This is a genomic window from Microbacterium sp. UNCCL10 (genome assembly GCF_000746195.1).
Lineage (GTDB): Bacteria > Actinomycetota > Actinomycetes > Actinomycetales > Microbacteriaceae > Microbacterium > Microbacterium saccharophilum.
In genome coordinates this window covers 110,544-137,099 of sequence record NZ_KN050821.1, presented here as the reverse complement: position 1 = coordinate 137,099, position 26,556 = coordinate 110,544, and the positions used below count along the sequence as shown (strand labels likewise).

The window sequence follows — 26,556 nt, the reverse complement described above, 5'->3', positions numbered from 1 at the left end:
CTCGACCGCGACCCGCCTCACGGCGCCGGCAGCAGCGACAGCCCGTGCAGGAGGTCGGCGCGCGACGCCGCGACGCACACCCGGATCCAGCCCTGGCCGGAGGCGCCGAACGCGGAGCCCGGTGCCACGGCGACGCGGCTCTCGCGAAGGAACGTCTCCGCCCAGCCGGCGACGTCCCCGCCGGTGGCGTGGCGCATGTCGATCCACAGGTACATGGCGCCGGAGGGACGGAGGAAGCCGATCCCCCGCGCCCGCAGCAGGTCCGTCGCCGCCGTCAGGTTGTCGCGGTAGTGCTCCCGCTCCGCGGCGACGTGGCCCTGGTCGCCGCGGAGCGCGGCGATCGCCGCGCGCTGCGCGGGGGCGTCGACGCACGAGATCATCGCCTCCTGGACGGTCCGCAGGTGCGGCGCCCAGTCGGTCGGGGTGACGAGGAACCCGACGCGCACGCCGGTCATCGCGTAGGTCTTCGACGTCGAGAAGACGCCGAGGACACGCTGCCCGCCGGTGTCCGCGGTGTCGAGGGCGACCAGGCTGACATGCGGTGCGTCGAACGTGAGCTCGGAGTACACCTCGTCGCTGATGACCCACAGGTCGTGGCGCCGGGCGAACTCGAGCAGCGCGCGGGCGCGCGACTCGTCCAGCACCGTGCCGAGCGGGTTGGACGGCGAGTTCACGATGATCGCGCGCGTCCGTGCCGTCACGAGCGGCTCGAGCCGCTCCACCTCCGGCAGGAACCCCGCCTCCTCGCGGAGCGCGTACGGGACGGGCACGGCGGACAGCATCCGCGGGCTCATCGAGAACGTCGAGTAGCCGGGGTCGGGGATGAGGACCTCGTCGCCCGGCCCCAGGATGAGGCCGAGCGCCTGGTGCAGCGCCTGCGTGCCGCCGACGGTGACGCACACGCGCTCGGCGTCGATCGGGGCCCCGTGATCGGCGGCGAACCGGTCGGCGAAGGCGCGGCGCAGCTCCGGCATCCCGGCGTTGGCGGTGTACCCGGTCTCGTCGGCGGTCCAGGCGGCCGCGGCGGCCGCGAGGATGTGCGGGGCGACCGGCACGTCCGGTTCGCCGACCGCGAGCAGCGTGACGCCGTCCAGCGTGAGGGCGACCTCGAAGATGCGACGGATGCCGCTGGCCGGGACGGCGAGCATGTGGGGACTGAGCGCGGGCACGGCTCCAGCGTACGACCGCGACGTCATGGGACTAGGTCCCACTTAGCACGGGACTCAGTACCCCATCCGATATGCTGGCCGCATGACCAGCGCACTGCCCGGCGAAGCCGTCTCCTCCTACGACGTGACGGGCCGGCTCGGCACCGACTACTACGCCGTGTTCGCCGACATCCCCGAAGCGGACCGGGCCGTGTGGGAGCGCGCACAGGCCTACATCGACGAGGTCGGCGACCGGATGCAGGAGGCGTGGGACCGGGCGGAGTACCCGCTCGACCTCGCCGAGCGGATGGGCGAGCTCGATCTGCTCAACGACGGCATCGAGCACCCGGGCCTCACGCGCTTCTCGCCGCTCGCCGCAGGCCTGGTCAACATGGAGATCTCCCGGGGCGACGGGTCGCTCGGCACCGTCGTCGCGGTGCAGGGCGGCCTCGCGCTGCGCACGCTCGCGCTGTTCGGCAGCCCGCAGCAGCAGGAGGCGTGGCTCGCGCCCATCGCCCGCGCCACGGTCCCGGCGGCGTTCGCGCTGACCGAGCCCGACCACGGGTCGGACTCGGTGTCGCTCGAGACGGTCGCCCGGCGCGACGGCGACACCTGGGTCATCCGCGGCACGAAGAAGTGGATCGGCAACGGCGCGTCCGGCGGGGTCACGTTCGTCTGGGCCCGGATCGACGACGACACCGCGCCCGAGCACGGTGCGGTGCGCTGCTTCCTCGTGGAGCAGTCGGCGCCGGGCTACACCGGCACGGTGATCACCGGCAAGGCGTCGCTGCGCGGCATCCACCAGGCTCACATCGCCCTCGACGACGTGCGCGTGCCGCTGGATGCCGTCCTCCCCGGCGCGAAGAGCTTCAAAGATGCCTCGACCGTGCTGTACTCGACCCGCTCGGGCGTCGCCTGGTCGGCGCTCGGCCACGCGACGGCCTGCTACGAAGCGGCGTTGCAGTACGCGCAGCAGCGCACGCAGTTCGGCAAGCCGCTCGCGAAGTTCCAGATGGTGCAGGAGCGGCTCGCGCAGATGCTCGAGGAGCTCACGGCGATGCAGCTGTACTGCCGCCACCTCGCCGACCTCGAGCAGTCCGGCGGCCTCCGGCCCACGCAGGCGTCGCTCGCGAAGTACCACAACACGCGGGCGGCACGGCGGATCGCCTCCGCCGCGCGCGACCTGCTCGGCGGCAACGGCATCCTGCTCGAGAACGGCGTCATGCAGCACATGGCCGACATCGAGGCGATCCACACGTACGAGGGCACCGAATCCGTCCAGGCTCTCCTCATCGGCCGCGACATCACCGGGGTGTCGGCCTTCGCCTGACCGCACCCGCGGCCCCGGCGCATTGCGCATGTCGGCCGCTGCCGGTGTGATGGTCGCATGTACGAGATCCCCGCACCGATGCTCGCGAAGTCCGCCCCCGAGGTCCCCGACCCGGACAAGTTCGCGGGAGGGCTGTCGTACGAGCCGAAGTGGGACGGCTTCCGCGCCCTGGTCGCGTGGGACGGGACGGACGTCGAGCTCGGCTCACGCGGAGCGAAACCGCTGACCCGCTACTTCCCCGAGCTCGTCGGGGCCTGCGCACGGCTGCTGCCGGAGCCGTGCCTCCTGGATGGGGAGATCGTCGTCGCGGACGGCGCCGAGGGCGCCCAGCGCCTGCAGTGGGAGATCCTCTCCCAGCGGATCCACCCGGCCGCATCGCGCGTGAGGATGCTGAGCGAGACGCACCCGGCGATGTTCGTCGCCTTCGATCTCCTCGCCCGCGGCGACCGCGACCTGCAGTCCGAACCCTTCGAGACGCGGCGTGCCGAGCTGGAGGATCTCCTCGGCGGTGTCCCGCATCCGCTGCACGTCACCCGCACGACCCGTGACCGCGATCTCGCCCGCCGCTGGCTCGCGGAGTTCGAGGGCGCGGGGCTGGACGGCGTCGTCGCCAAACCTCTCGCGCAGCCCTACGCTCCCGGCAAGCGCACGATGTTCAAGATCAAGCACGCCCGCACCGCGGATGTCGTCGCGCTCGGGTACCGCATCCACAAGAGCGGCGAGGGCGTCGGCTCGCTGCTGGTGGGGCTGTACGACGCGGCCGGCACGCTGCGCAGCGTCGGCGGCGTCGCGGCGTGGAGCGACGCGCGTCGCCGCGAGCTCATCGACGAGCTCGCGCCGCTCGTCGAACGCGACGAGGACGGTGCCGCCGTCACGGGCGAGACCGACCGGTCGCGGTTCAGCGGCTCGAAGGACGTCTCGTTCGTCCGGCTGCGTCCGGAACGCGTCCTCGAGGTGCGCTACGACCAGCTGGAGGGCGAGCGCTTCCGGCACACCGTGCAGTTCGAGCGCTGGCGCCCCGACCGCGACCCGCGCTCCTGCCGGTTCGACCAGCTGGAGACGGTGGCGGCGTACGACCTCGGCGACGTCCTGGACTGACGCCGCACGCAGATCGGGCCCGCACCGGCGCCGGGATCCGGCGGCTCGTCGTGCGGGCCCGAAATCTGCGTCCGATCAGCTGCCGCTGCTCGTCCTGTGCCCCTGACACTACGCACGTCCGGGTGACGCAGATCCGCGGCGGGCCGTGAATAAACGCCTTTCGCGGAACCCGTCCGGCGGTGCGAGGATCAAGTCATGACCGACCCGTCCGCACCCCCCGCAGACCCGTCCGGCGAGTCGTCGCACACGGCGGAGCTGCGGCTGGAGCCGGTGCAGTTCATCGCGCGGACGGATGCCGTCGTGCGGCTCGGGTCGATGATGCTCGGCGCCGGCGCATCCGCCGCGCGCGTGCGCGACAGCATGCACCGTGCCGCGGAGGCCGTCGGGATCGCGCAGCTGCATACCCGGATCGGGATGACCGACCTCGTCGCCACGACGGGCCGCGGCCAGATGTTCCGCACCCGGGTGGTCGAGATCGGCCGCCCGGCCGTGGATGCCGACCGGCTCACCCACCTCAAGCGCCTCACGAACGATCTCGCGCCGCCGACCACCGCGGCATCGCTGCAGGAGCGCCTCGACGCGGTGGAGCAGCGCGCCCGCCGCGTCGCGGACCCCGTCAAGATCCTCGCCGCGGCGCTGGCCTGCGCCGCGTTCGCGCTGCTCAACAACGGCGGCTGGCAGGAGTGCCTGGCGGTGGGGATCGCGGCCGGTCTCGGGCAGTGGGTGCGGATGCTCCTTGGTCGCATCCACGTCAACGAGTTCCTGCTCGTGTTCACGTCGGCACTCGTCGCCCTGGGCGTCTACCTCGCCGCGGCCGGTCTGCTCGACCTCGCCGGGGTGCCGGGCGGGCAGCATGACGCCGCGCTCACCAGCGCCGTCCTCTACCTCGTCCCGGGGTTCCCCCTCGTGACGGGTGCCCTCGACCTCGCCCGCCTCGACCTCAACGCCGGGATCGCGCGCGTCGTCTATGCGTGCCTCATCCTCCTCGCCACCGGGACGGCCGTCTGGGGAACGGCCGCCCTCGTGGGTGTCTCGGTCTCGCAGACCGCCGCACCCGCCTTCGACGAGCCCGTCCTGTCGATCGTGCGCCTCATCGCCGGCTTCATCGGCGTGCTCGGCTTCGCCGCGCTGTTCGCCACACCCTGGGCGATCGCACTCGTCGCGGCGACGCTCGGCGCCATCGCCAACGTCGCGCGACTCGCCCTCGTCGACGCGGGGACCATGCCCGCCGTCGCCGCGGCCGTCGCGGCGATCGCGGTCGGGTTCGGCGCGTTCTTCGTCTCCGACCGGATGCGCGCCGCCCGCGTGACGCTCACCGTGCCGGCGGTCCTCATCATGGTCCCCGGCGCCGCGGCGTACCGCTCGATCGCGGGCGTCATCGACGGCGACACGCTGGCCGCGATCCAGAACGGGGTGCAGGCGGTCTTCGTCGTGGTCGCCCTCGCGATCGGCCTGACGGTGTCGCGGGTGCTCACGGAACGCGAATGGTCTCGGCGCAGAGGATGACCGCGCGGCGCCGCGTCGTCTAGCGTCGAGCCATGGGATTGTTCAGCTCGACCCCCAAGACCGTCCGCTTCGACACCGCCGGCACGCCGCTGCGCGTCGACGCCCCCGGCCGGCCGTGGAGCCTGTGGGCCGACGGCCTGGGGCGCACCGCGACCCGCGCCCTGCAGGTGATGATCGTCGTCGCGATCACGGCCGCCGCGGTCTGGGGCATCCAGCAGATCACCGTGGTCACCATCCCGCTCGTGATCGCGCTCATCCTGGCCTCCGCCTTCGCCCCGGTCATGTCGTGGATGCGGCGGCGCGGCGTCCCGGCGGTGGTGGCGACGCTGCTGACGCTGCTGACGATCTCGGCGATCCTCGGAGCGCTGTCTTGGCTCATCGCCTGGGCGGTGCGCGACCAGTGGGATGAGCTGTACACGCAGGCGCAGCAGGGGTTCCAGGACCTGCTCGCGTGGACCGCGACGCTGCCGATCGACATCGACCAGGCGCAGATCGACGAGTGGATCGCGTCGCTGACCGACTTCGTCACGAGCGCGCAGTTCGGTTCGGGTGCCCTCGCCGGCGTCGGCGCGGTCGCCAACTTCATCACGGGTCTCGTCCTGATGGTGACGATGCTGTTCTTCTTCCTGAAGGACGGCCCGCAGATGTGGGCGTTCCTGCTGCGCCCGTTCCGTGGGGACAGCTACGAGCGTGCGGTGCGCATCGGCGACAAGACGGTGCAGACCCTCGGGTCGTACGTCCGCGGCACGGCGACGGTCGCGGCCGTGGACGCCATCGGCATCCTGATCGGTCTCCTCATCCTCCAGGTGCCGCTCGCCATCCCGCTGGCCGTCCTGGTCTTCCTGCTCGCGTTCATCCCGATCGTCGGCGCGACCGTCGCCGGCATCCTCGCCGCGCTCGTCGCGCTCGTCGCGAACGGCTGGGTCGTCGCGCTCATCGTCGTGGGTGTCGTCGTGCTCGTGAACCAACTGGAGGGGAATTTCCTGCAGCCGGTGCTGATGGGCCGGTCGATGAAGCTGCACGCGTTCGTCGTGCTCGTCGCCCTGACCGTCGGCGCCGTCCTCGCCGGCATCGTGGGCGCCGTCCTCGCCGTGCCGATCACCGCCGTGGCGTGGGGCGCCATCCAGGTCTGGGACGGACCGCACACGCCCGTACGGTGGGCCCGGCCGAAGCACCGCGAGGAGGTCGGCGCGGACGCGCCGGTGACCCGCCCGATCGCCTGAGGATCAGTCCGCGCTGCGGGCGCGGCTCGGCTGCACGCGCGGCGGCTCCCCCGGCATCTTCGGGAACTCCGGCGGGAACGGCAGCTCGCCGAGACCGGCATCGAGGTCACGCTGCCACCACTCCAGGAGCGTGTCGATGCGGCCCGGCGCGGCCTGCAGGTCGGCCCAGGGGTCGCCGAGGTCCGCGAGGCGCTGCGGGACGGTCCGCACCGTGAACGCCGCGGGGTCGACGCCCGCCGCCAGCTCGTCCCACGTGATCGGCGTCGCAACGGTCGCGGACGGGAGGGCACGGGGACTGTAGGCCCCGGCCATCGTCCGGTCGCGGTTGGCCTGGTTGAAGTCGAGGAAGATGCGCTGCCCGCGCTCCTCCTTCCACCAGTTCGTCGTGACCCGGTCGGGCATGCGCCGCTCGAGCTCGCGTCCCGCCGCGATGACGGCGTGCCGGACGTCGAGGAACTCGTGGGCCGGCTCGATGGGACTGAAGACGTGGATGCCGCGGTTCCCGCTCGTCTTGAGCCACGCCTCCAGGCCGGCCTCCCGCAGGACGTCGCGGAGGGCGGGCGCGACCGCGGCGGCGTCGGCGAAGTCGGTGCCCGGCTGCGGATCGAGGTCGATGCGCAGCTCCACCGGGTTGTCGGTGTCGGCGGCCAGCGACGCCCACGGGTGGAACACGACGGTGTTCATCTGCACGGCCCAGACGATCGCCGCGGCGTTGTCCAGCACGACCTGGGGATGACGGCGTCCGCTGTTGTAGGTGCACATCACCTCGCCGACGTAGTCGGGGGCTCCCTTGGGCGGGTTCTTGGAGAAGAAGCTCTCCCCGTCGACCCCGTCCGGGAAGCGCTCCAGCGACACGGGGCGATGCCCGTTCGCCCGCAAGAACGGGTCGGCGACCGCGGCGACGTACTCGGCGAGCTCCTGCTTGGTGATGCCGAGCTCGGGCCACAGGATCCGATTGGGACTGGACACCGACACGTCCTGCGGGCCGTGGGGTCCGGGCACCGTCACCGTCGTCCGCTCAGTCGCCATGCGCCCCACCCTAGGCGGAGCGCTCGACACGGGTCGAGGGGGTGGCGCGTCGACTCAGCCCGCGTCGCCGGGGGCGAGCGCCGCGAGCAGCGGCTCACGGTCGAGCCTGATCCAGGGGCCGGCCGGGTCGACGACGACGCCTGTGATGGCCGGATCGCCCATCACCGCGGCGTGCAGCTGCGCGCCGGTCAGCGGCAGGGGCCGGTCGCCGCGACGCATCGCGATGACCTCGAGCGGATGGGAGAACACCTCGAGCGTCCGTGCTCCGTCGGGCGTCCGGGCCTCGGCCAGACCGAAACGGCCGTTCTCGTCGGCCGGGCCGGCCGCGACCCACAGCTTGACGCGGCTCAGGGCCTCAGCCACGTCCACCGCCGTCTTCTGGTCGCGGGGGCGGCCGAGGAGGTTCTTGAGGGTCAGCTCGGGGTCGCCCTCCTCGAGCGCCTTGCGGATGAGCTCGATCGGGAGCACGATCCGGCCGCCGGCGGTCGCGTGGTCCAGGATCATGCCCGCGTAGTCGCCCGCAAGGGCGTTCGCGAAGACGACCCCCACGGGCTGACCGAGCGCGGACGTGCCGCTGTCGCCGTCGGCGCGGACGGCGGCCTGCAGCGGCTCGCCACCGGTGTAGGCGAGGAGGAAGCGCTTGTCCTCGATCGTCGAGACGGCGAGCGAGAGCGGCTTGCCCTCCGCGACGAGCGTGCGGGCGTCGCCGCGCACCCGCAGGTAGAGGTGGCCCTGCAGCGCCTGCCGCATGACGTTCATGACGTCGAGGTTCTGCGGCTTCTCCGGAAGCGCGGCGAGCGCGGCGCGCAGCACGACGTTGTCGGGCATGCCGGGCACCGTCTCGCTGCGCGGGGGCGCTTCGGCGGCCGGGCGGATCACCGGGGGCGCACTCGCGGCCTGCCCGAACGTGGAGACGGAGATGCCCACCTGGGGGATGATCTCGTCCGGCAGCACGATGGCGGGCTGCGCGTCGGTCGGGGCCGCGGCCGGCTCAGCGGCCGACGGAGGAGCCGGCGTCTCGGCGGGCTTCGGACGGCGGGAGAAGAGGGCCATCCTGCGAGCCTAACCCGCTGCGCATCGGCGACTCCCGGGAGCTCGCGCGATCGTCGGGGATCCTCACGCGCCGCCTACAGCTTGCTGATCGGCGCGATCTTGATGAGGAGCTTCTTCGGGCCGGCGGTGTCGAACCGGACGTGCGCCACGCGCTTCGCCCCCTCGCCGGTGACCATGTCAACGCGCCCTTCGCCGAAATCGTCATGGCGGATGCGGTCGCCCGCACCGAGCTCGAGATCGCCGTTGTCGCGCACCTTCGCCGGGATGCGGTTCGCGAACTTCTCGATCGAGCCGCTCTTCTCGCGCGGGGGGAGAGGGACGAGGTCGTCGCCGTAGCGCTTCCCGCCGCCGCCGAAGCCGCCCCCGCCGCCGGGACGGCGCGCGTTCAGCGCCCGGGACTGCATGCCGCCACGCGAGTTCACATCGCCCGGCGACTGGCGCCAGTCGATCAGCTCGTGCGGGATCTCCTGCAGGAAGCGGCTCGGCATGGCCACGGTGACCTCGCCGAACTGCGCCCGCGTCATGGCGAGCGAGAGGTACAGGCGCTTCCGGGCGCGCGTGAGCGCGACGTAGAAGAGGCGCCGCTCCTCCTGCGGTCCGCCCGGCTCCCCCGCCGAGATGCGGTGCGGGATGAGGTCCTCTTCGACGCCCGTGACGAACACGGCGTCGTACTCGAGACCCTTCGCGGTGTGCATCGTCATGAGCGACACCGAGCCGCTGGCATCCGAGAGATCGTCGGCATCCGAGACGAGCGCGACCTCGGTGAGGAAATCCAGCAGCGTCCCGTCGGGATTGTTGCGCGCGAACTCGCGGGTCACCGCGACGAGCTCGTCCAGGTTCTCCACGCGCGCCTCGTCCTGCGGGTCCTTGCTCTGGCGCAGGGCGTCGAGATAGCCCGACTTGTTGAGCAGCAGCGAGAGCCCCTCGGCGACCGAGGTCGGCGGCGCGACTTCGCCGGAGGAGGGGAGCATGATCTCCGCCGCCTCCGCGAGCACCGCGTCCAGGCGCACGATCGCCTGCTGGATCTTCGGGCCGACGCCCAGCGCCGACGCGTTGGCCAGGGCGTCGCGGAAGGTGATGCCCTCCTCCGCCGCGTAGCGGGCGATCGCGGTCTCCGTCACATCGCCGATGCCGCGGCGGGGCCGGTTCAGGATGCGACGGACCGAGAGCTCGTCCGCCGGGTTCGCGACGGCGATGAGGTACGCCATGGCGTCCTTGATCTCGGCCCGGTCGTAGAACTTGGTGCCGCCCATGATCTTGTACGGCACGGCCGAGCGGATGAAGATCTCCTCCAGCGCGCGGGATTGCGAGTTCGTGCGGTAGAAGACGGCCATCTGCGAGTACTCGACGCCGGCCTTCCGGATCGCCTCGACCTCGTCCGCGACGAACTGGGCCTCATCGTGCTGCGAGTAGCCGGTGAAGCCGATGATCGGCTCCCCCGCGCCGACGTCGGTCCACAGCTTCTTGTCCTTGCGGTCGAAGTTGTTGCCGATGACGGCGTTCGCCGCGGAGAGGATGTTCTGCGTCGAACGGTAGTTCTGCTCCAGCAGCACGACCTTCGCGCCCGGGTAGTCGCGCTCGAACTCGGTGATGTTGCGGATGTCCGCGCCGCGGAAGGCGTAGATGGACTGATCGGAGTCGCCGACGACCGTGAGAGACGCACCCTCCATCTCGGGTGCCTGCTCCGGCTCGAAGATCATCATGCCGCCGCTGGAGAACGCGTCGCCCGCCTTGCCGACGACCGGACGGGTCAGCTCGCGGATGAGCGCGTACTGCGCGTGGTTCGTGTCCTGGTACTCGTCCACGAGGATGTGGCGGAACCGGCGCCGGTACACGTCCGCGACGTGCGGGAACGCACGGAAGAGGTAGACGGTCTGGGCGATGAGGTCGTCGAAGTCGAACGCGTTCGCCCGCTGCAGCGCGCGCTGGTAGTCCGCGAAGATCTCGACGAAAAGCCGCTCGGCGGGGTCGGACATGTTCGCGGTCCGCGCGAACGATTCGGCGTCAGCGAGCTCGTTCTTCAGCTTCGAGATGCGGCCCTGGACGGATGCCGGGGTCAGGCCGAAGGCATCCGCTTCATGCTCTTTGACGAGCCGCTTGATGAGCGCGCGCGAGTCGCCGGAGTCGTAGATGGTGAAGCTCTTCGTGAAGCCGAACTGCTGCGCCTCGCGGCGGAGGATCCGCACGCACGCGGAGTGGAACGTCGAGATCCACATGCCCTGCGCGCTGTCCCCGATGAGCTGCGCGACGCGCTCGCGCATTTCGCCGGCGGCCTTGTTGGTGAAGGTGATCGCGAGGATCTGGCTCGGCCACGCCTCCCGGCCGCGCAGCAGCGACGCGATGCGGTGGGTCAGGACGCGGGTCTTCCCCGACCCTGCGCCCGCGACGATGAGCAGCGCCTGCCCGCGATAGGTGACCGCTTCGCGCTGCGGTGGATTGAGCCCCTTCAGGAGGTCGTCGTCGGCACGCGTGCCGGTGCGTGCTGCCCCGACGATGACTGGTTTGATCGGGTCACTCATGTCCCCTCAAGTCTAGGCGCGGCCGCCGACGTCCGGTCGGCGTGTCTCGCACGCCGGGTGCCGGGCGGGAGCCCGCCGGTCGGCCAGGATGGGCCCATGCCCTCGCCCGCCATCCGCGTCCTCGACGTCGCCGGCCTCCCCGCCTATGTGTCCGATATCGCCACGACCTTCACGGGGACGCTCGTCTTCGGCGTGGGCCTGCGCGACGAGACCGCGCGCAGCGCCGGGACAGCGCATCTGCTCGAGCACCTGATCATGAAGCGCGTGGGAAAGGTCGCTGTCACGCACAATGCCACGACCTCCGACGAGGTCATCGCGTTCTTCGCGCAGGGCTCCCCCGCGCAGGTCGGCGACTTCCTGACGCGCGTGGCCGCCGCGGTGTCGTCCCTGCACGAAATCACGGCCGATGACGTCCTCGAGCAGCGGCGGATCATCTCCGCCGAGCTCGGTCAGGGCGACGAGCGCATCGGCCGCGGGAACCTCATCGACCGGTTCGGGAACCAGTCGCTCGGGCTGCTCGATTTCGGAAGTCCCGCCCACCGCTCCCACACCCGGGCCGACGCGCTGCGCTTCGCGGACACCTGGCTGCACGCCGGCAACGCCGCGCTGACCTTCACCGGACCGATCCCCGACGGCTTCACGCTCTCGCTGCCCCCCGCGCGGCCCGTCCCGGAGCGGACGCCCCCGGAGCCGATCCGCCATGAGGCGTGGATCCCCAACGGCGAGGTCCCCCTCGTCCTCTCGCTTGTACTCCGCTCCCCGGATGCCGCGCACACCGCGGTCGCGCGGACCCTGCTGGAGGACGCCCTGCTCGGGCGGCTGCGGACCGAGCGGCACCTGGTGTACTCGGTGAACGGCTTCGCCTTCCCCCTCGGCGCGGGCGCCACCTTCGTCGGGTATGCGATGGATCCCCGCGCCGAGGACGCCCTCGCGGCGGCGACGGGCGCCGTCGAGCTGCTCCGTGAGCTCGCTGAAACGGGACCGGACGAGGCCGCGATTCGTGAGCAGATCGAGGCGTGGGATGCCGCCGACGACGACCCGCTGGCGCAGGCCGCGCAGCTGGACGCGATCGCCGCCGGCGTGCTCCGCGGTCGCCGCGAGCGCGACGATGTGGAGGCCGTCGACCTGCACGCCGTCACGCCCGCAGACGTCCAGCGGGTGATCGCCGACGCCATGACGACCCGCTTCATCACGTTCGCCGGCGACACCCCGCTCCCGGACGACGACGAGGTCACGGCCGCGCTGGGCATGCCGCCGGCGGAAGACCCCACACCGCTCGCCGTCACCCTCTCCCGGGGGGACTGGGTGCGGCACGTCATGCCCGCGGAGGTCGAGGTCTTCGGCGGCCGCGCGTTCCGCGGCCTGCGCGGAGCCAGCCTGTTCGTCGACCTGGAACGCGTGACCTTCGCCTCCAGCGCGGGGACCATGGAGGTGCGCTTCGACAGCATGCCGGTGGCCCTCTACTCGGAAGGGCAGCGCTTCTGGTGTCTCGTCGGTCGCGAAGGGCACTTCATGATCGTCGACCTCGACCAGTGGCGCGGCGCGGCCAAGCTGCACGACCTGCTGGGAACGCGCATCCCCGGCGACGTGCAGGCCGGTGTCGACCTGGAGACGCCGCTTCCCGCGTGACCTGCCACTCCCCCGTCTTGCAGGAAACCACGCCGAAGTCAACCCGGAAGTCGCTTTGACCCCGCGCCGGTAGCGTCGCATCCATCGCGCCCCTCGGGCGGATTTTGGGGAGGATCGACGTGACACAGCCGGTGGAGGAGATGGCGACGGCGGCGCTGCTCGACGGTCGCTACCAGCTCGGCGCGTGCATCGGCCAGGGCGGCATGGCACGGGTGTTCCGGGCCGAGGATCTCCAGCTGGGCCGCACGGTCGCGATCAAGATGCTGCGCGGGGATGCCGATGCCCACGCCACGCCGGAACGTGCGCGCATGGAGATGGCGCTGCTGGCCTCGCTCAACCATCCGTCGCTGGTGACGCTCTTCGACGCGAGCATCGTGCCCGGCAAGCCCGAGTACCTGGTCATGGAGTTCGTCGACGGCCCCTCCCTCGCCGGGGAGCTCGCGAAGGGGCCGATGGCGGCCGGCGAGGTGGCGGCGATCGCCGCCGAACTCGCCGCCGCGCTGCACGTCGTGCACGACGCGGGCATCGTGCACCGCGACATCAAGCCCTCCAACGTGCTCCTCGCGCCGACGTCGCTGCCGGGACGCCGGCACCGCGCGAAGCTCGCGGACTTCGGGGTCGCCTACCTCGCCGACTCCACACGGCTCACCACGCCCGGCCTCATCATCGGAACCGCGGCGTACCTCGCCCCGGAGCAGGTGCGCGGCGAACCCGCCGGCGGGCCGGCCGACATCTACTCGCTCGGCCTCATGCTCCTCGAAGCCCTCACCGGGCACCGCGCATTCCCGCACGCGTCCGGTATCGGCGCCGTCATGACGCGGCTCATCGAGGAACCCGTCATCCCCGACTGGATGGGACGGGACTGGGCCGAACTGCTGCAGGACATGACCGCGACCGATCCCGCGGCGCGACCGACCGCGCTCGAGGTGCTCGATCGCGTCGCCGGGTTGCCCGTCTCCGTGGCGCCGGCACCGGTCTCGACAGCGGCGGTCGAGGGCCACCCGCCCGAGACCGTCCCCCTCGCGCTGCCGGCAGGGCTCCCGGCTGCGCCGGCGGTCTCCGACGACGCGCCGGCCTCCGCGGCGGTGGACATTCCTCCGCAGACCGGCGACCCGGCCACCGCGGCCGTCGCGCCGATGCCGCGCCGCCGCGGCCGGCGGGCGGCGGTGCTGCTCCCGCTCGCCGCGGCCGGTGCCCTGCTCTTCCTCCAGGTCGGCCTGTGGGTGGGTGGCATGCACCTGCAGTCCGGCGTGGCTCCGGCGGTCGGACCCACGCCGGCGCCCTCGGTCAGCACCGTGCAGGAGGCGGTCACCGAGGACGAGGTGGAGCCCATCCTGCCCGCCGGCGACGTCCGGCAGAGCACGCCGAGCGACCCGGCGGAGGATGCCACGGCTGCGGCCCGCGAGGCCGAGAAGGCGGCCCGCGAAGCGGAAAAGGCCGCAGAGCAGGCCGCGCAGAACGAGCAGAAAGCCGCCGAGCAGGCCGCCCGCGACGCCCAGAAGGCCGCCGAGCAGGCCGCCCGCGACGCGGCGAAGGAGCAGGCGGCCCAGCAGCGCGCGGCCGACAAGGCCGCGCGTGACGCGCAGAAGCCCGGCAAGACGCCCTGAGAAACCACATCCCGCATGAGAAACACCGCCACACGTGGTTTCTCATGCGGGATGTGGTTTATCGGCGCCGCGAGCGCGCCGACGCCGTGGCCTCAGGCGTCGCGGCGGCGCCGGCGCAGCCGCCAGACGTTGCCGTCACCCGGATCATGCTCCAGGTCGTCCAGCGCGGCGAGCGCGAGCGCGAGGCCGCGGCCGGATTCGGCGTCTTCCCCCGGCATCGCCACGCGATCGAGGCGGATGAGCGCGGGGTCGGCGTCGTCGGTCATGACGGCGGTGAGCATGGCCGCGTCGACCTCCAGCCGGACGGTGACCGTGGCATGCTTGGGGCCCTCGGCGTGCTCCACGACGTTCGTGGCCACCTCGCTGACCGCCAGGGCGAACAGCATCCGATCTTCGTCCGACACCTCCGGCACGCGGCGCCAGAGGTCCTCGAGCGCGTCGTGCACCGCGTCGACGAGCGTCAGGTCGGCGGGGCCTTCGATGTACTCGCTCGCGAGCGCATCACTGTCCATCGAACGCCGCCTCCGCCGACGGGTATTCGCGGAGCACTCGGTCGAGGTTCGTCAGCTTGAGGACCCGACGCACGGCCTCCGGCACCGCCGCGATGCGGAGGTCGCCGTCTGCCAGTCGCGTCGATTTGAGACCGCCGATGAGCGCGCCGAGGCCGGAGGAGTCGATGAACTCCGTGTCGCTCATGTCGATGACGATGCGGGGGGTGCCGGCGGCGACGGCGTCCTCGACGGCCTGCCGCAGCCGGGGAGCTCCGGTCGCGGTGAGCCTGCCTGCCACGGCGACGACGGCCGCGCCGTTCACGGTGTGGACGGTGATGTTCATACGTCTGCCCTCTCGTCGAGCGTCCGGGGGGTGTAGCCGCGATACCGCACGGCCTGGATGATGACGCTCAGCACCGCCAGGTCGTAGAGCACCCAGACGGAGTTCACGAGCGTGCCCGTGCCGTCGCCCGTTCCGACGATGACGCGGCCGATGCCGACGACGAGGGCGACGCTCAGCAGGGCCATCGCCGTCAGTTGCGGCCAGATCTCGCGCCATGGCGGGCCGCCGGCCGCCCGTCCGTCCTTCCGTGTGACCACGAAGCTCAGCGACTTGCCGAGCACCACGTCGGCGAACGCCGTCGTGCACGCCTTGATCCAGATCGGGAACAGTGCGAGGGAGTACTGCTGTCCCCGCCAGGTCCGGATCCCCTTCGCCACCACGACGAAGAGCACCTGGTTGATGAGGAAGTAGGGCAGGAAGCGCGCGAAGAAGTCGACCGTCCACGCCGTGACCGGCAGGACGCCGAACAGGAGGTAGATGATGGGCGCGGCGATGTAGACGATCGCGGCGAAGCCGGACAGGTAGCTCCACATCGTCGCGAAGTACATGAGCCGCTGCCCGGCGGCGAGCCCCTTCTTCATGAGCGGGTTGTCGCGCAGCAGCACCTGCATCGTGCCCTGGGCCCAGCGCAGCCGCTGCTTCAGCATCGTCCGCAGGTCTTCGGGTGCGAGTCCGTGCGCGAGGATCTCGTGGTGGTAGACGCTCCGCCACCCGAGCGAGTGCAGCTGCATGGCGGTGGCCATGTCCTCGGTGATGGAGATGGTGGCGAGCGGCTGCACGGGCTGCGCCTCGTCGGGGCGGTCGATGCGGAGTGCCTCGATGAGGGCGTCGACGGCGGCCACGGCACCGAGCGGCGACAGCTCCCGCACGGCGAGCGCATCCAGCGCCGTCTCGTCGACGATGAACGCGTCGAGTTCGGCGTCATGCTGCACGGGCAGCTCGGCGATCGCCGTGAGGTCGGCGCGTGCCGCCCGGAGATCGGACGCCACGAGCCGCCGGGATGACTCCTGGATGGCGCTGTGCACGTTGTAGGTCACGTCGGCGATCGGTGTGCCGGATGCCGCGTCGGCACGGGCACGCTCGACGACATCCTGCAGACGGACGAGTTCGGCGGTCACGTCGGGCGGGGCGGATCGGTCGGCGACCGCGCGCTGCAGCATCCGTCGCGCTGCGCGCAGCGCGGTCGCGACCGACTGCTCCAGGTTGCGGACGTAGCCCACGATCCCGAGCTGCATGAGCGCATCCCGGCGCAGCACGGCGTTCGATCCGCAGAAGAACGCGGCGTTCCAGCCGTCCTTGCCCTGCTGGATCGGCCCGTAGAACAGCGGCGCCTGGCTGCCGAGCGGGTCGGCTTCGTCCACGTTGACGAACCACTGCGGCGTCTGCACGAGCGCGACCTCGGGATCGTCGGCGAAGTACCCCAGCGTGCGGTCGAGGATCATCGGATCGGGCACCTGGTCGGCGTCCAGGATGAGGAGGAACTCCCCGTCGGTCTGCAGCAGGGCGTTGTTGAGATTCCCCGCCTTCGCGTGGCGGGGCTTGCCGACCCAGTCTGCGGAGCGCGTGATGTAGCCCACCCCGGCGGCTTGAGCGGCGGCCTCCATCTCCGGGCGAGCGCCGTCATCGAGGATCCAGGTCTCGTGCGGGTAGCGGATGCGCTGGGCGGCGAGCGCGGTCGCCATGACCATCTCGATCGGCTCGTTGTACGTGGCGATGAGGACGTCGGCTGTTCCGGTGGGCGCGGAGCGGGGGGCCGGCCGGTCTCTGGCGCGCCACATGGTCACCGCGAAGAGGATCGTGTCGATGAGGCTGTAGGTCTCGGCGATGACGAGCGGCACCGCGATCCACCAGGCCTCCCAGTTCACGGAGGCGAGCCAGCGCCACGCCACATAGTTGACGCCGAGGAGTACCGACAGCAGCGCGAGGATCCGGATGAGGACGAAGCGGGCCGTCATCCGTCGCGCCCCACGACGACGACGGTGACGTCGTCGGGCGCCTTCGCTGCGCGTGCGATGCGGACAGCCTCCGCGACGGCGCCGGCGGGACCCGCCTCCCGCAGGGTGCGGCGGACGTGGCCGAAGGGATCGGCGGGATCGAGCACGTCCAGCAGTCCGTCGCTGCAGCACATCAGGATGTCGCCGGGCTCGAGGACGGCCTCCCCCACTGCGCGCTCCTCATCGATGCCCATTCCGAGCGGCAGGCCCGTGGAACGCAGCGACTCCCAGGTGTCATCGCCGCGGAGGATGAAAGCGAGGCTGTGACCGGCGTCGACGAACCTGACCCGGCCGGACTCCGCGTCCAGGTCGGCATGCAGCGCCGTGACGAACATGTGCAGGTCGTCGAGGTCGCGCGCGAGCATGCGGTCGACGTCGCGCACGGCCTCCAGCAGCGGGCGATCCGGCGCCGTGCGCAGCGATGCCCGCACGCCGGCGGCGATCATGCCCGCCCCGATGCCCTTTCCCATGACGTCCGCGAGGGTCAGGCGGAGGCGGGTGCCGTGGAGCTCCCAGTCGTACAGGTCACCCATCACCTGCCCGGCCGGCACCGCGGCGGCCGCGAGCGTGTAGCCGGGGAGGGCGGGCGTGCGGCGCGGCAGCAACGCCCTCTGGACCACGGCGGCCTGATCGAGTTCGTACTCCCGAGCGATCTCGGCCTGCACCCAGGACGCGAGCTCACGCAGGAGTTCGCGCTGCTTGGTGCTGAGCTGCCGTGGTTTCGTGTCGATGAGGCAGAGGGTTCCGACCGTCTCGCCACCCGGGGCCTCAAGCGGCTGACCGGCGTAGAACCGCAGATGAGGGTCGCCCGTCACGAACGGGTTGGTGGCGAAGTCGGCGTCGACGGTGGCGTCCTCGACGACGAGCATGCTGCCCTTGCCGACGGTGGCGTCGCAGAACGAGTCCGCCCGCGGCGCTTCGCGCTCACCGTCGAAGCCGTATTCCGAGAGCCGCCACTGCCGGTCGCGGTCGAGCAGCGACACACTCACCATCGGCACGTCGAAGAACTCGTGTGCGAGCCGGGTGATGCGATCGACGCGTTCATCGCGCGGGGTGTCGAGGATCTCGAGGGCCTCAAGGGCTCGCTGGCGCACCACCTCGGAGTCGACGGGTTGCTCCAATAAGGCCATACCTGCACCCTGGTATGAACGGCGGCTCCTGGCAAGCCGCCGAGCCGCGCTGCGCGCGGATGTATCAGTGGCACGCACGCGCGACAATGGATGCATGCGCACCCTGCTGAACATCATCTGGCTGGTCCTCGCCGGATTCTGGCTGTTCCTCGGATACGTCCTCGCGGGCGTGCTGCTCTGCATCCCGATCATCACGATCCCCTGGGCGATCGCGTCCTTCCGCACCGCGAACTACGTCCTGTGGCCGTTCGGCCGCATGATCGTCGACAAGCCGGGCGCCGGCGTCGGCTCCTTCATCGGCAACGTCATCTGGGTGGTCTTCGCCGGCATCTGGCTCGCGATCGGCCACCTGCTCTCCGGAATCGCCCTGTTCATCACGATCATCGGCATCCCGCTCGCCCTCGCCGACTTCAAGATGATCCCGATCTCGCTCATGCCCCTCGGCAAGGACATCGTCTCGACGCGTCAGGGCGCGTTCGACCGCCCTCTTCGCTGACAAGGGGATGCCGCAACACGGCGTCACGGTGAGACACCGCGTGTCACGCCACGGACGGGAGCCGCAGGTCCGGGTTAGCGTCGATCCATCGCGGCGATCCGGGTGGTCCCGGGCACCGGCTCATACCCGGGTGCGTTGCGGGTTCGACTCCCGCCGTCGCGTCCACATTCGATGGTCGGCGACCGGGCGGAGTGGGGCGCGCGGATCGCCGCCGGACACGATGCCGCCCGCGCGCAGCCCGAGGTGGATCCGGAGCGAATCGTCACGATCGGTTACTGCTTCGGCGGCAGCTCGGCGCTCGAGTACGTACGCACCGGTGGTGGGGTCCGCGGCGTCGTGGCCGTCCACCCCGGGCTCGATCTGCTCGAGCCGGGCGCGACGTGGCAGCCGGCTGCCGGACTCAGCGTCCTGGTGTGCGCCGGGGCGGACGACCCGATGGGCACGCCGGCGCAGCACGCCGAGCTGCAGGCCGGGATGAGCCGCGCGGGCGTCGACTGGGAACTGGACCTGTACAGCGGCACCACCCACGCGTTCACCAATCCGCAGATGGCCGACTCGCCTCGCCCCGAGCTGTTCGCCTACGCACCGCGCAGCGCGGAGCGCTCGCAGCGCGCGACGAGCCGCTTCCTCGCCGAACTGCTGTCCGGGCGGTAGCGCCTCAGTCCGCGTCGAGGGCGGCATCTTCCGACCGCGTGTGGAATCGCTCCGCAACGACGGTCGCGACGAAACGAAACTCGTCGACGGCGTGAAGCGGCAGGTCCAGCGCGTCCGCGACGTGCTCGCCGACGACACGATCCCGATCGCGGGCGTGCTGTGCTTCCTCGAGGCCGACTGGCCGCTCCTCGGAGGCTCGTTCGCCGTTGACGACGTCCACGTCGTCTGGCCGCGCCTCCTCATCGAACGCATGACGGAAGCATCCGCCGGGGCTTTCGACGTCGATGCCGCTCATCGGTGTCTCGCGGAGGCGTTTTCGGTCGCGTAGGTGAGCGGGATCGTCGCTACAGCACGAACTCCGACATCCACGCGCATCGTGGCGCCGTCTCCACCTCGGCAGTCTCCGGCGGCGCCGAGACCGCCTCGATCTGCGGCGGCAGCGAGTTCGGGATGAGCGGCTCGATGCGCCCGGGCTGGGCATGCCGCGGACCCGCGAGTGCCCACCCGTCGTCCGCCCTGACCACGGCGAGCGGGTGACCGTCGGCGGTCGCGATGCCGGTATCCATGTGCAGCGCGGCGAGAAGTGCGGCGAGCGTGATCTGCACTTCGGCCTCCGACGCTTCGCGCGAGCGCAGCACGGCGTGCGGCGGCCTGAGGTCGGTCCGGCTCGCCTCGCGCAGCAGCGCGCGAAGGTTGGTACGCAGGGCGATGATCGCTAGCCGGGATTCGGTGTGATGCTCCGACAGCGCGACAGCGACCGGTCCGAGACGCGGGTCGGGGGAGATCAGGGGTCGCATGCTGTCCCGCAGCCGTTTCCGTTCGCCCTGGAACAGCCGGCGGACACCGCGGGGATGCGCGAGAACGGAGTGGACGTCGGGCAGATCGGCGATGAGTGCGACCGATTCCTCGACCGGGCCGACGGACGCTGCACTCTCCGGCACGTCCGCGAGGAGGCTGGCGTATCCGAAGTCGCCGTCGCGCGTGTAGAGGAAGACGTCGGCGGCGACGGTGCCGGAAGATCTCGGCGGCAGGATGATGTCGATCGGGCCCTGAGCAGGTCTCGTCGTCGCGATGGCGCGTGCCGCGCCGGTCGACGTCATGGCTGTCACGCGGGCGTGCGTGTTCGGGCTTCGGTAGGTCAGTTCGAGGTCGACGAGCGGTTCCAGACTGATGTCGGCGCGCGAGCCCACGATGTCGGCGAACCCTTCCGCAGTCACGTCCACGCCACGCGGCCGTGCGTTAATCCCATCCGGCGATGCAAACCCGGCGCCGCGTGCCCGGCGCCACAGATCGGACATCCGGGCGCGGTGATGCTGAGGATCGAGCATGCGCTCCAGCATCCACAGGAGGCGCCCCGTGCCACGCTCTGGATGGGGCGTGAGCTGCCACCAGGTCAGTCGGCGGGCGAGGTCGCCGGCCACCGCGGGAGCCCAGGTCGCGGCGTCCGCGTATCCGAGCGCTGCGACCCATGCGAGATATCGCGGCATGTCTTCGACGGCGCGACGAAGCTCCGCCATCGACACTCCCGCCGGCAGGGTGTCGCGGGCCCGAGCCGGCGAGCGGAGCGCGATCTGCGCCGCCGCCATGCACAGTCGGGCCCCGAACCAGTCGCGCGTGCGAGCGAGCACACGGGGCGACCACCCGGTCAGCAGCTCGTCGACGTAGCGGCCGTAGACCCGCTCGTTGACGGGTCGTTCCCGCAGCGCGGCGGCCGCGCTCGCGACGGTCTGGAGTACCAACTCCTCCGCCTCATCGGCTGTGGAAGGGAGCGGGAGCGCAGCGAGGGCTCGGAGCATCTCCCCCGCGGAATCGACCTCGATCATGAGCCGGGATGTCAGCATCCCGATCTCGGTCGGCGCGAGCTGCCCGTCGATCTCGGTCGCGAAGCCGCGCGCGAGCAGGCTGTCGATGACATCGTCGAGGTCGACGGACGTCCGATTCTGCGCAAAGGCGAGGGTCTGCTCGAACCACGAGCGCGCGCTCGCGCGGTCGGTGACCGATCCGAGCAGCAGCTCGGCGAGGATCGCGTCGCCGAGCTGAGTGACGATGCGGCTGTTCGCCGCGTAGCCGTCGCTGAGCTTGATCTTCCACGTTCCCTCGTCGGCGCGCGGGACGAGCATGAACCCGTATCCCTCGGGCTCCTGACCGGCACGGCCGGCCCGCCCGAACATCTGCTGAGCCTGACTGACTTCAAGCGGCGTCATCCCGAGCTCCAGGTCGCGGATGATGACGAACTTGGCCGGCGTGTTGACGCCCGTCGACAGCCCGGACGTGGCGACGAGTACGCGCAGCTGCCGCGCGCGGAATGCGTCCAGCGCGCGGCCAGCGCGGGGTGCGTCGCGGAAGTGGATGCCGACCCCGCGGCGGAAGCACTCCTCCACGACCGTCTCCAGTTCGACACCGTGGGAGCGCACACCGGCGGCCCGCGCGGCGGTGCGGATCACCGCGGCCTTGCTTCCGCAGAACACGACCGCGCTCGAACCGCCGTCAGCGGACGGAGACTCGGCGCCGAGGTCCGCGCCGACGAGGCTTCGGAGGAGTGGGACGACGATGTCGTCCTTCGCGGATTCGAACTGCTCGCGTTTGCCCTGCACCGGCGGGTCGTATGGCACGAGCTGCGTCGTGAGGACCGTCGGCCGCCACGTCGAGCGCACGAGGTCCGCATGGAACCACGCCGCAAGTTCATGGGCGTTCGACACGGTCGCGGAGAGCGCGACGATCCGGGTGCGCCCCTCGGCGACGCGGAGCCGCGCGATCATCGACTCGAGCGTGGCACCGCGGGAGGGGTCGCCGACCAGATGGACTTCGTCGATGATGAGGCATCCGATCCGGCCGATGACGTCCTTGAGCGAGGCCCGCCGGTACAGCGCCTCGAACTTCTCCGTCGTCGCGACCCAGAGCTGAGCCTGCGCCACTGCGTCGCTCGACATGTTGGTCTCGCCGGTGAGTTCGATCGTCCGGATGCCGTGGGCGTTCCACCGCCGTGCGATCTCGGCGACCTCCGCGGCCAGGGCCCGCGCAGGCAGGAGCCACACCGCCGGCTTGCCGTCGGTCACGATGGAACGCAGCGCGGCGACCTCCCCGATGAGAGTCTTGCCGGAGCTGGTCGGCGCTACCACCATCACATGACCCGCCGCCGCGAGCACGACGGGCACGGCCTTCGACTGCAACGGGTTCAGCTGATCGAACCGGTCGAGGTACGTGCGCAGCGAGTCAGGAATCAGTGCGGAAGCGGGAGTCCAGGATTCCTCGCCCTCCGCGACCGTGGACGCGTTCTCGAGCAGCGACCGGAAGCCGAGTTCGACAGCCTCGACCATCGCGGGATCGGTGTGCACGAAGCCGGAGTTCTGGTTGCGCGAGATCTCCGCCGACGTGAAGTTCATCGAGTGGGTGATCGCAAGCTCGTCGGCGATGATCTCCTTCTCGTGGATGTACCGCACGGCGGTGACCGATACGCCGGCATCGCGGAGCGCCCCCATCACCGCGTCATTGGACGCCTCAGGCCGGCACAGCACGCGAACATCGACACCGCGCCGGTGGGCCGCGAGCACACCGTCGAGGAGCCGCCGCGCCAGCGGCGAGACATCCCACCACGGCACCTTCACCCAGAGGCGTACACGAGCGCTCGACAATGCCTCCGTGAGCCCGATGAGCAGGTCAGCGCCGTCACCGTAGTTCGACAGCCGTCGAGGCTCGGCCCCCGAACTCACCGTCGCTCTCCCATGTCTGGGAAAGCGTACCCAAGGCATCGGTCATCGAGTGGCAGTTGCTCACGGTGAGCGGGCTACCAACCGCCGCAGAGAGGTGGTGGCGCCCTCCATCGTCACATCCGAGTCATGCCCCGAGGTGGATGATCAGTTCGACGGCGTCTGTGCCGGTGGACTCCACGATGCGGCCGTCGGCCACCCGGTGCATCGCGAATTCGGCGACGTTGACATGGCGTCGCGTCGGAGCGACGCCGCGGAAGGCGCCGAGATGCATGCCGGCGCCGCGAAGATGAACAGCGACCCGGTCGTCCTCGACGATCAGTTGGATGCGTCGCCACCGCCAGTCCGGGAACGCGTGGAAGAGGTCGGCCAGGTCCGCGACCCAGGCATCGCTGCCGCCCGGCAGGTGCGCGCGGCGCACGGCCGGATCGACGAACGAGCGAATCGCATCGAGGTCGTGGCTGTTGCACGCGTCGAGGTACTCCGCATGCCACGCGCGCATCTCCCACGGTTCCACCCGCCCATTTTCGACGCCGGCGGCGCCCCGCCCGTGCGTGCATCATGCAAACGGCCGCGAGATCTCGATGATCCGGCCCAGCGCCGCGGCGACAGCGAGCTCGGGTCGCATGCTCGAGACCCGGTGCGCCGGCGGCAGGGTCTCGGTGAACCCGTCGATCGCGCGCTCCGCGGCCCCCAACCGGTCCGCGGCGGCGGGGTTGCCGAGCGGCGTGGCGACGACGTCCGCGGTCCGACGCAGAGCCTCCACCAGCAGACGGGCCGACTCGGAGTCCATCTCGCGGAGGGCCGTTTGGTGCGCGAGCATGTCCGCGACGTCGCGCGTCAAGAAGGTCGACCGCTCCAGCGCCCACCAGCGCCGCGCGTTCTCGTCGTGCAGGTCGTCAAGACGGCGAGCCCGCGGGTTGGCGCGCCGGCTGCGGGCGGCCTCGTGGACGTCGTCGGCGACCGCAGCGGCCCGCTCGGCGAGCGCATCGCTCCCGGTCGTGAGCCGTTCGGCATCCACCTTCCGCGCATCCACCATCTCCGCCATCAGCCGAAGCTGTTCCTCGAGATGCTCGCGCAACTCGGACAGGCGCGCCGCGGCGTCGCGGAGGTAGACCGGCGGCAGCAGGAGATAGTTCGCCGCGACCCCGACGAGCACGCCGAAGGCCATGGTCACAATGTAGGAGCTGGAGAACTCCTCCGTCTCGTGCCCGCCCAGAAGGAGCACGAAGAGCGCTGCGATGGCGATCCAGTCGCGCCCGGCGTCGAGCGCGCGGATGCCGCCGAGTGCCACGCCCGCACCCACGACGAAGGCGACTCCGACGATCGCCGGCGCCCCCAGGGCGACGATTGCGAGGCCGCCGAGGCCCAGGGCTATCCCGCAGGCCAGCCCGACGAGTGCGAGAATCCCCGACTTCGCCGAATCGACGACGGTCGGGTACATCGCCACGAGGACGCCCAACGGAGCGTAGTAGGAGTACTCAGCGTCGGCGAAGGGGACCAGGGGAGCCAGATACCAGGCGACGGCCGCGGCAATCGCTGTCTTGAGCGCGAGCACGAGCCGGGAGGCGGCGAAAACCTCGCCGCCGGCGGTGCGGACTGCGCCCGCGAGGCGGCGCCGTCGCGCGACGGAGGGTTCTCGGGCCATGCCGTCACGGTAACTGCGCTCACCTGGACCAACGGAGGGGGTTGACTCCGGAGCCCCCGGCCTGCGGATCGGCGATCGGCGCCGGAACGGCACTCCGGCAGACCTCCGCGCGCGCTCATGCCATACCTCGCGGCGTGATGCAAGCCCCTCCGCCACGCCGGAACGGCCACGTAGACCGGGTATCCCATCGACGACCCGATGGGTCCCCAACGAAGGAGAGACCATGTCATACGGCAATGACGGCCTGGGCGCGGGCGAGCCCCAGACAGCCCAGCCCCAGACAGCAGGGAGCGGAGAGTCGCACACCCTCGACACCGCGAAGCAGGAAGCTGCCGACATGAAGGACACGGCCACGGGCGCGGCGAAGGATGTCGCCGGGACCGCGAAGGACGAGGCCGCCTCCGTCGCGCAGGAGACCAAGGCGCAGGTCACCGATCTGTACCACCAGGCCCGGCACGAGTTCACCGATCAGGCCTCGAAGCAGCAGGAGCGCATCGCCACGGGGCTCAGCGCGCTCGGCGACGAGCTCGGATCGATGGCGCGCAATTCCGAGGGGAGCGGGGTCGCCGGCGACCTCGTCCAGAAGGTCTCCGAGCGCGTCTCGGGTGCGGCTTCCTGGCTGAGCAGCCGCGACCCGTCGGCGGTGCTGACGGATGTCAAGGCGTTCGCACGGCGTCGCCCCGGTGCCTTCATCGGCGGCGCCCTTGTCGCGGGAGTGCTCGTCGGGCGCCTGACGCGCGCACTGGCCACCAACGCCAAGGAGCAGTCCGAGGCCGACGCGTGGGCGCCGGCATCCGGGACTCCCGCTCTGCCGTCGAACGTCACCGTCGTCCCGCCGCCGCCGGTCATCGAGACGACCCCGACGTACGCGGAGACGCCGCGGTACTCCGAGTCCGAGTCGCGCATGGGTGGCACGGCACAGGGTGGCACGAGCCTGAGCGGTACCCGGACAGGGGGTGTCAGGTGAGCGATCCGACTCCGTCTGAGCGCCGCGCCGCCGACACGTCGCTCGGCGATCTGCTCGGCGAGGTGACGCGCGACCTCTCGACGCTCATGCGCCAGGAGCTCGCGCTCGCGAAGGCGGAACTGAAAGAAACGGCGACGACGTCGGCCAAGGGCGCCGGGATGCTCGGCGGGGCCGGGTACGCGGCATCCATGACGGTGCTGTTCCTGTCCATCGCGCTCTGGGCCGCCCTGTCGGACCTGATCGGCGCGGGCTGGTCCGGTGTCGTCGTGGCCGTGCTGTGGGCGATCATCGCCGCGATCCTGTACGCGGTCGGTCGCAAGCAGCTGAACGAAGTGAAGGGCGCTCCGCAGACCGTGGAGACGCTGCAGGAGATCCCCGAAGCATTCAAGAGAAATGAGGAGAACCGATGAGCGATTCACCCGAAGCGATCCGCGCCGACATCGAGCGCACCCGGGAGGAGCTGGGGCTCGACGTCGACGCCCTCGCCGACAAGGTCACCCCGTCCAAGATCGCCCAGCGCCAGGCGGACAAGGTCCGCGGAGTGTTCGGCTCCGTCCGCGACCGGATCATGGGCGCCGCTGACGACGCCTCGTCGTCGGCGTCGTCGGCTGCGTCCGGCGTGGCGCACGGCGCCGCGGACATCGCCCACGATGTGAAGGCGAAGGCGGAGGGCGCGCCCCTCGCGGTAGGCCTCATCGCCTTCGGCGTGGGCCTGCTCGTCGCGTCGCTGATCCCCGCCTCCCGCAAGGAGAGGGAGATCGCCGAGTCGGTGAAGGACACCGCACAGCCCCTCGTCGACGAGGTCGCGAGTGTCGCCAAGGAGGTCGCCGGCGACCTCAAGGCACCGGCGCAGGAGGCGGCGGCGGCCGTCAAGGACCGCGCCACCGAGGCCGTCGAGAACGTCAAGAGCGAGGCGACCGACGCCGCCGGCACCGTGTCCGACCAGGCGCAGCAGGCGCGGTCGAACATCAGCGGCAGCTGACC

At 71.2% G+C, this 26,556-nt stretch carries 23 protein-coding genes and 1 tRNA gene; 12 read left to right on the top strand and 12 right to left on the bottom strand.

The annotated features are described in order from the left end of the window. Positions 1 to 17: 17 nt before the first annotated feature. On the bottom strand, positions 18 to 1,169 hold the full coding sequence (locus tag BR85_RS14715; RefSeq protein ID WP_028497316.1) for a pyridoxal phosphate-dependent aminotransferase: 1,152 nt from the start codon (positions 1,167 to 1,169) through the stop codon (positions 18 to 20). 82 nt (positions 1,170 to 1,251) lie between these two features. Between BR85_RS14715 and BR85_RS14710 the strand changes: the two genes are divergently transcribed. The 4 genes from BR85_RS14710 to BR85_RS14695 all read left to right on the top strand — a co-directional run bounded on the left by BR85_RS14710 (position 1,252) and on the right by BR85_RS14695 (position 6,305). Then, positions 1,252 to 2,478: an acyl-CoA dehydrogenase family protein gene (locus BR85_RS14710; protein ID WP_028497315.1), complete on the top strand. Its 1,227-nt coding sequence runs from the start codon at positions 1,252 to 1,254 to the stop codon at positions 2,476 to 2,478. A gap of 57 nt (positions 2,479 to 2,535) precedes the next feature. Then, positions 2,536 to 3,576: an ATP-dependent DNA ligase gene (locus BR85_RS14705; RefSeq protein WP_028497314.1), complete on the top strand. Its 1,041-nt coding sequence runs from the start codon at positions 2,536 to 2,538 to the stop codon at positions 3,574 to 3,576. Between the two features lie 195 nt (positions 3,577 to 3,771). Continuing rightward, positions 3,772 to 5,082 (top strand): threonine/serine exporter family protein, encoded by a 1,311-nt coding sequence (locus BR85_RS14700; protein ID WP_028497313.1) that lies wholly within the window; start codon positions 3,772 to 3,774, stop codon positions 5,080 to 5,082. 32 nt (positions 5,083 to 5,114) lie between these two features. Further along, on the top strand, positions 5,115 to 6,305 hold the full coding sequence (locus tag BR85_RS14695) for an AI-2E family transporter (protein ID WP_051526436.1): 1,191 nt from the start codon (positions 5,115 to 5,117) through the stop codon (positions 6,303 to 6,305). Positions 6,306 to 6,308: 3 nt separating this feature from the next. Here BR85_RS14695 and ligD read toward each other — a convergent pair whose 3' ends face one another. The 3 genes from ligD to BR85_RS14680 form a co-directional block, all read right to left on the bottom strand. Beyond that, entirely contained in the window at positions 6,309 to 7,334 is a 1,026-nt protein-coding gene (gene ligD, locus BR85_RS14690; RefSeq protein WP_028497312.1) for a non-homologous end-joining DNA ligase, read from the bottom strand. 54 nt (positions 7,335 to 7,388) lie between these two features. Then, positions 7,389 to 8,387, bottom strand: coding sequence for an SseB family protein (locus BR85_RS14685; RefSeq protein ID WP_028497311.1), 999 nt, complete (start codon positions 8,385 to 8,387; stop codon positions 7,389 to 7,391). 74 nt (positions 8,388 to 8,461) lie between these two features. Then, the gene (locus BR85_RS14680; RefSeq protein ID WP_028497310.1) at positions 8,462 to 10,906 is read right to left on the bottom strand and encodes an ATP-dependent helicase; all 2,445 of its coding nucleotides are present in this window, start codon (positions 10,904 to 10,906) and stop codon (positions 8,462 to 8,464) included. 96 nt (positions 10,907 to 11,002) lie between these two features. Here BR85_RS14680 and BR85_RS14675 point away from each other — a divergent pair, with 96 nt between their 5' ends. Then, entirely contained in the window at positions 11,003 to 12,535 is a 1,533-nt protein-coding gene (locus BR85_RS14675) for a M16 family metallopeptidase (RefSeq protein ID WP_028497309.1), read from the top strand. Between the two features lie 119 nt (positions 12,536 to 12,654). Further along, entirely contained in the window at positions 12,655 to 14,142 is a 1,488-nt protein-coding gene (locus BR85_RS14670) for a serine/threonine-protein kinase (RefSeq protein WP_231478755.1), read from the top strand. Positions 14,143 to 14,234: 92 nt separating this feature from the next. Here the strand turns inward: BR85_RS14670 and BR85_RS14665 are convergent, their stop codons facing one another. From BR85_RS14665 to BR85_RS14650, 4 genes are read right to left on the bottom strand one after another with little or no spacing between them, the layout of a single operon-like run. Next, on the bottom strand, positions 14,235 to 14,654 hold the full coding sequence (locus tag BR85_RS14665; RefSeq protein ID WP_036273206.1) for an ATP-binding protein: 420 nt from the start codon (positions 14,652 to 14,654) through the stop codon (positions 14,235 to 14,237). Next, positions 14,644 to 14,976 (bottom strand): STAS domain-containing protein, encoded by a 333-nt coding sequence (locus BR85_RS14660; protein ID WP_028497307.1) that lies wholly within the window; start codon positions 14,974 to 14,976, stop codon positions 14,644 to 14,646. The genes BR85_RS14665 and BR85_RS14660 overlap by 11 nt, the downstream gene beginning before the upstream one ends. Further along, on the bottom strand, positions 14,973 to 16,931 hold the full coding sequence (locus tag BR85_RS14655) for a glycosyltransferase family 2 protein (protein WP_028497306.1): 1,959 nt from the start codon (positions 16,929 to 16,931) through the stop codon (positions 14,973 to 14,975). Before BR85_RS14655 ends, BR85_RS14660 begins: the two co-directional genes overlap by 4 nt. Further along, positions 16,928 to 18,091 carry a PP2C family protein-serine/threonine phosphatase gene (locus BR85_RS14650; RefSeq protein ID WP_028497305.1) on the bottom strand — a complete coding sequence of 388 codons (1,164 nt, stop codon included), beginning with the start codon at positions 18,089 to 18,091 and terminating at the stop codon, positions 16,928 to 16,930. The genes BR85_RS14655 and BR85_RS14650 overlap by 4 nt, the downstream gene beginning before the upstream one ends. Before the next feature lie 103 nt (positions 18,092 to 18,194). Between BR85_RS14650 and BR85_RS14645 the strand changes: the two genes are divergently transcribed. The 3 genes from BR85_RS14645 (at position 18,195) to BR85_RS14635 (ending at position 19,250) form a co-directional block, all read left to right on the top strand. Then, a complete protein-coding gene (locus BR85_RS14645; protein WP_028497304.1) occupies positions 18,195 to 18,596 on the top strand; it encodes a YccF domain-containing protein in 402 nt (133 codons plus the stop codon). Positions 18,597 to 18,685: 89 nt separating this feature from the next. Further along, positions 18,686 to 18,761, top strand: a tRNA-Met gene (locus BR85_RS14640). A gap of 6 nt (positions 18,762 to 18,767) precedes the next feature. After that, positions 18,768 to 19,250 (top strand): dienelactone hydrolase family protein, encoded by a 483-nt coding sequence (locus BR85_RS14635; RefSeq protein WP_051526434.1) that lies wholly within the window; start codon positions 18,768 to 18,770, stop codon positions 19,248 to 19,250. A 4-nt stretch (positions 19,251 to 19,254) separates the two neighbouring features. On the opposite strand, the gene BR85_RS15500 is transcribed toward BR85_RS14635, so the two are convergent. From BR85_RS15500 to BR85_RS14615, 4 genes are all read right to left on the bottom strand, one after another. Continuing rightward, complete coding sequence (locus BR85_RS15500) at positions 19,255 to 19,545, bottom strand: hypothetical protein (RefSeq protein WP_155947991.1); 291 nt, start codon at positions 19,543 to 19,545, stop codon at positions 19,255 to 19,257. Between the two features lie 49 nt (positions 19,546 to 19,594). Beyond that, the gene (locus tag BR85_RS15055; RefSeq protein ID WP_166657814.1) at positions 19,595 to 22,960 is read right to left on the bottom strand and encodes a DEAD/DEAH box helicase; all 3,366 of its coding nucleotides are present in this window, start codon (positions 22,958 to 22,960) and stop codon (positions 19,595 to 19,597) included. 124 nt (positions 22,961 to 23,084) lie between these two features. Next, complete coding sequence (locus BR85_RS14620; protein ID WP_028497302.1) at positions 23,085 to 23,474, bottom strand: ester cyclase; 390 nt, start codon at positions 23,472 to 23,474, stop codon at positions 23,085 to 23,087. Between the two features lie 42 nt (positions 23,475 to 23,516). Beyond that, the gene (locus BR85_RS14615) at positions 23,517 to 24,605 is read right to left on the bottom strand and encodes an FUSC family protein (RefSeq protein ID WP_028497301.1); all 1,089 of its coding nucleotides are present in this window, start codon (positions 24,603 to 24,605) and stop codon (positions 23,517 to 23,519) included. Positions 24,606 to 24,828: 223 nt separating this feature from the next. Between BR85_RS14615 and BR85_RS14610 the strand changes: the two genes are divergently transcribed. The 3 genes from BR85_RS14610 to BR85_RS14600 are packed head-to-tail and all read left to right on the top strand — an operon-like array spanning position 24,829 to position 26,554. Beyond that, positions 24,829 to 25,572, top strand: a complete 744-nt coding sequence (locus BR85_RS14610; RefSeq protein ID WP_155947990.1) for a hypothetical protein — start codon at positions 24,829 to 24,831, stop codon at positions 25,570 to 25,572. Beyond that, positions 25,569 to 25,982: a phage holin family protein gene (locus BR85_RS14605; RefSeq protein ID WP_028497300.1), complete on the top strand. Its 414-nt coding sequence runs from the start codon at positions 25,569 to 25,571 to the stop codon at positions 25,980 to 25,982. Before BR85_RS14610 ends, BR85_RS14605 begins: the two co-directional genes overlap by 4 nt. Continuing rightward, positions 25,979 to 26,554: a DUF3618 domain-containing protein gene (locus tag BR85_RS14600; RefSeq protein ID WP_028497299.1), complete on the top strand. Its 576-nt coding sequence runs from the start codon at positions 25,979 to 25,981 to the stop codon at positions 26,552 to 26,554. The genes BR85_RS14605 and BR85_RS14600 overlap by 4 nt, the downstream gene beginning before the upstream one ends. Positions 26,555 to 26,556 lie beyond the last annotated feature (2 nt).